6 protein-coding genes are annotated in these 3,385 nt (G+C 60.4%); all 6 read right to left on the bottom strand.

Going from position 1 to position 3,385, the window contains the following annotated elements; all coding sequences use genetic code 11:
• Positions 1 to 107: 107 nt before the first annotated feature.
• Positions 108 to 347, bottom strand: coding sequence for an acyl carrier protein (gene acpP / locus IL54_RS13350; protein ID WP_004206981.1), 240 nt, complete (start codon positions 345 to 347; stop codon positions 108 to 110).
• A gap of 102 nt (positions 348 to 449) precedes the next feature.
• Positions 450 to 749 (bottom strand): polyhydroxyalkanoic acid system family protein, encoded by a 300-nt coding sequence (locus IL54_RS13345; protein ID WP_004206980.1) that lies wholly within the window; start codon positions 747 to 749, stop codon positions 450 to 452.
• Between the two features lie 14 nt (positions 750 to 763).
• Positions 764 to 1,189 carry a PaaI family thioesterase gene (locus tag IL54_RS13340; RefSeq protein ID WP_004206979.1) on the bottom strand — a complete coding sequence of 142 codons (426 nt, stop codon included), beginning with the start codon at positions 1,187 to 1,189 and terminating at the stop codon, positions 764 to 766.
• A gap of 8 nt (positions 1,190 to 1,197) precedes the next feature.
• Positions 1,198 to 2,124: an electron transfer flavoprotein subunit alpha/FixB family protein gene (locus tag IL54_RS13335; protein ID WP_004206978.1), complete on the bottom strand. Its 927-nt coding sequence runs from the start codon at positions 2,122 to 2,124 to the stop codon at positions 1,198 to 1,200.
• 115 nt (positions 2,125 to 2,239) lie between these two features.
• Positions 2,240 to 2,983, bottom strand: a complete 744-nt coding sequence (locus tag IL54_RS13330; protein ID WP_004206977.1) for an electron transfer flavoprotein subunit beta/FixA family protein — start codon at positions 2,981 to 2,983, stop codon at positions 2,240 to 2,242.
• Between the two features lie 9 nt (positions 2,984 to 2,992).
• The coding region (locus IL54_RS13325; protein ID WP_037478652.1) for an NAD(P)H-dependent flavin oxidoreductase at positions 2,993 to 3,385 on the bottom strand (393 nt) is incomplete at its 5' end.

Here is a 3,385-nt window from a genome sequence, read left to right as displayed (position 1 = left end):
TAACTTACGCCACGTCCGCCAACCCCATCCCATGCCGCCGGTGAATAAGACGGGCTAGATTTCATTGTCGTCGTGAATTGCGGTTTCAGAGGATCGTGGGTTTTATCTCACTTGGCTATCCATGCTTCGACCAGCTTGACCGCATCCTCTACTGTTTTGACCTCACCGGCGGCTTCATCCGGGATAGTGAGTCCGAATTCGTCTTCAAGCGCCATCACAACTTCCAGCACATCGAGACTATCCACGCCGATGTCATCGTAGAAAGACGAAGCAAGGGCAATCTGATCCGGATAGACGCCGAGCTGACGGCTAATGATCCTGAAAACTCGGGGAGCGATTTCTTCCATCACAAAGCCCTCGCGCGGACACTATCGGCTAGGAAACAGGGCAGATTCTCGTAAACTCAATCATCGCAGAGCAACGATATTGTCCTGCGGCCAGTAAATTCATCATGCCTTGCTGAGCATTTTCTCGGCGCTCGTTTTCACAAAATCCGAAATCTGTCCTGACATCATTTTGAGGAACAGCGGTACGCTGACGTCGCCGCGAATCTCGCTATCCTCAATGTCGAGTTGCACCGGGATATTCTGCCCCATCGCCCCGATGACCAAGTGTAGTGCGTAGTCCGATACCCACTCGGAACTGAGCGAACCGCCTCCCGGGATATGCGCTGCCAGCTTGGGCAGGCCGGCCTCGATCCTGCTCTTCGCTTCGATTTTACCAAGGCTGTGCGGGATAACGACTTCCATATCTTCTTTCCTGTTCAGGCCGCCCGATCGACGAGCAGCAAGGTCGATGTCGCGGAGGCATAGAGTTTGCCGGCCATGTCGATCAGACGCGCCTCGGTATGCGCCACCCTCTTGCCCATCGACACCACCTGGCCGATTGCACGGACCATCCCGACCCTGTCGGTCAAGGGCGCATGATAGGCGACCTTGAGTTCGAGCGTGACGCAGTTGATGGGCACTTGGGCCGCGGAGTTCGCCGCGATGCCGCAGGCCGAATCCAGCAGCGTCGCGGCATAGCCACCATGGGCGATGCCCATGAAATTGTAGGTCTGCGAGGTGGGCGTCGCGACAAAGACGACCTTCCCCTCCTCCGCCTCAAGCAGATCGATGTCGAACAGGTCCATCATGGGCGGCCGGGTGCCGGCCGCCATGAACTGTTCGATCTCTTCCAGACCGGTCATCGCTTACCTCAAAGCTTTTCGGTCAGTTCAGGAACGATCTTGAAGAGGTCGCCGACCAGGCCGATATCGGCGACCTGGAAGATGGGCGCGTCCTCATCCTTGTTGATCGCGATGATGGTCTTGCTATCCTTCATGCCAGCAAGGTGCTGAATCGCACCCGATATGCCGACGGCGACATAGACTTCCGGCGCCACGATCTTGCCGGTCTGGCCGACCTGAAAATCGTTGGGCGCATAGCCAGCATCGACCGCCGCGCGGCTTGCGCCCACACCCGCGCCCAGCTTGTCGGCCAGCGGATCGATCACGCCATGAAACTGCCCGGCCGAGCCCAGCGCTCGCCCGCCCGAGACGATGATTTTGGCCGAGGTGAGTTCCGGGCGCTCGGACTGGGCGATCTCGGCACCCACGAAGCTGGAAAGTCCCGCATCCGTGCCCGTCGCAGCCTCGATACTGGCCGAGCCACCCTCGCGGGCCGCCTTCTCGAAGGCTGTGCCACGCACCGTGATAACCTTCTTTGCATCAGACGACTGGACCGTCGCGATCGCATTTCCCGCGTAGATGGGACGCGTGAACGTGTCAGCGCTTTCCACCGACAGGATGTCGCTGACCTGCATCACATCAAGCAAGGCCGCCACGCGCGGCGCGATGTTCTTGCCATTCGAAGTGGAAGGCGCCACGAACGCGTCATAGCCGCGCATCAGGTCCGCGACGGCCGGCGCGACATTCTCGGGCAAAGCGTGTTTGAACGCCGCATCGTCGAACGTTACGACTTTGGCGACACCCGCGACCTTCGCAGCAGCCTCGGCCACGCCGCCGATGCCCGCACCGGCAACCAGCAGATGGACCTCACCAAGTTTGGCAGCGGCGGTGACGGCCGATAGCGTCGCATCCTTGACCGACGCATTGTCATGTTCAACCCAGACGAGCGTATTCATAACTTATTCTCCGAGAAATCCGCCCCCGCTTCATCTCTGTGCGCACAGGATGAAGCGGGGTGCGCCGTCACTTGCATGGGAGAGGTTCGGCAAGTTCGGCGCGTTTGAAAGTTTATCAAATCGCCATTTCCTTGAGCCTGGCGACCAATTCATCGACGTCGGCCACCTTGATGCCCGCCGAGCGCTTGGGGGGTTCGGTCACCTTGAGCGTCTTGAGGCGCGAGGCGATCTCAACACCGAGATCGGCCGGCGTCTTCGTCGCCAGCGGCTTGGATTTGGCCTTCATGATATTGGGCAGGCTCGCATAGCGCGGTTCGTTGAGACGCAGATCGGTCGTCACGATCGCCGGCAGTTTGAGGCTTACGGTCTCCAGACCGCCATCCACCTCACGGGTCACCGCGACAGTCTCGCCCGATACTTCGACCTTGCTGGCGAATGTGCCCTGCCCCCAACCGAGAAGGGCTGCCAGCATCTGGCCGGTCTGATTGGCATCATCGTCGATGGCCTGCTTGCCGAGGATCACCAGGCCCGGAGCCTCCTCGGTGGCGATGGCCTTCAGGATCTTGGCGACGGCGAGCGGCTCGACCTCATCGTCAGTCTGGACGAGGATCGCGCGGTCGGCCCCCATGGCGAGCGCGGTGCGCAGCGTTTCCTGCGCCTTGGCGACGCCGATCGACACCACCACGATTTCGGTCGCGACTCCCTTTTCCTTGAGGCGGATAGCCTCTTCGACGGCGATCTCGTCGAACGGGTTCATCGACATCTTCACGTTCGCCAAATCGACGCCCGTCCCATCCGCCTTCACGCGCGGTTTCACATTATAATCGATAACCCGCTTGACGGGCACAAGCACCTTCATGGATCAATCCTACTCTGATTGTAATGCCGCCTGATATTCGGCAATGAGTCTCTCACAGATGGATCGGGCCGGTTGGACGGCAGTGGTAGCGCCGACACCGTGGCCTGCCGACCAGATCGTCTTCCAGGCCTTGGCCTCCTCCGAAACCGAAAGCGCGCCATGTGGCTCAGGGAGAGTCGCGGCTTCCAGCGAGGGCCGGAGAAAATTGGCCCCGACGCCGGTGACCCGGTCCGTATAGACGATATCCGCTGGTCCGGCCCCGATCACCATGTCTTTCTGTGCCGGCGAGGCGAGACTCTCTTCCGACGCGATGAAGTGGGATCCGATATAGGCAAGATCGGCCCCCATCATCTGCGCGGCCGCGATCTGGTGGCCGCGCGTGATGGCGCCGGAAAGCGCCAG

Source organism: Sphingobium sp. ba1, from assembly GCF_000743655.1.
Taxonomy (GTDB): Bacteria; Pseudomonadota; Alphaproteobacteria; order Sphingomonadales; family Sphingomonadaceae; genus Sphingobium.
The sequence above is the reverse complement of the archived record's forward strand: the minus strand, read 5'-3'. Positions and strand labels throughout refer to the sequence as shown.

Excerpts from the sequence above, each read along its gene's own strand:
- acpP (WP_004206981.1), bottom strand. The coding sequence starts at position 347 with ATGGAAGAAATCGCTCCCCGAGTTTTCAGGATCATTAGCCGTCAGCTC.
- IL54_RS13345 (WP_004206980.1), bottom strand. The coding sequence starts at position 749 with ATGGAAGTCGTTATCCCGCACAGCCTTGGTAAAATCGAAGCGAAGAGC.
- IL54_RS13340 (WP_004206979.1), bottom strand. The coding sequence starts at position 1,189 with ATGACCGGTCTGGAAGAGATCGAACAGTTCATGGCGGCCGGCACCCGG.
- IL54_RS13335 (WP_004206978.1), bottom strand. The coding sequence starts at position 2,124 with ATGAATACGCTCGTCTGGGTTGAACATGACAATGCGTCGGTCAAGGAT.
- IL54_RS13330 (WP_004206977.1), bottom strand. The coding sequence starts at position 2,983 with ATGAAGGTGCTTGTGCCCGTCAAGCGGGTTATCGATTATAATGTGAAA.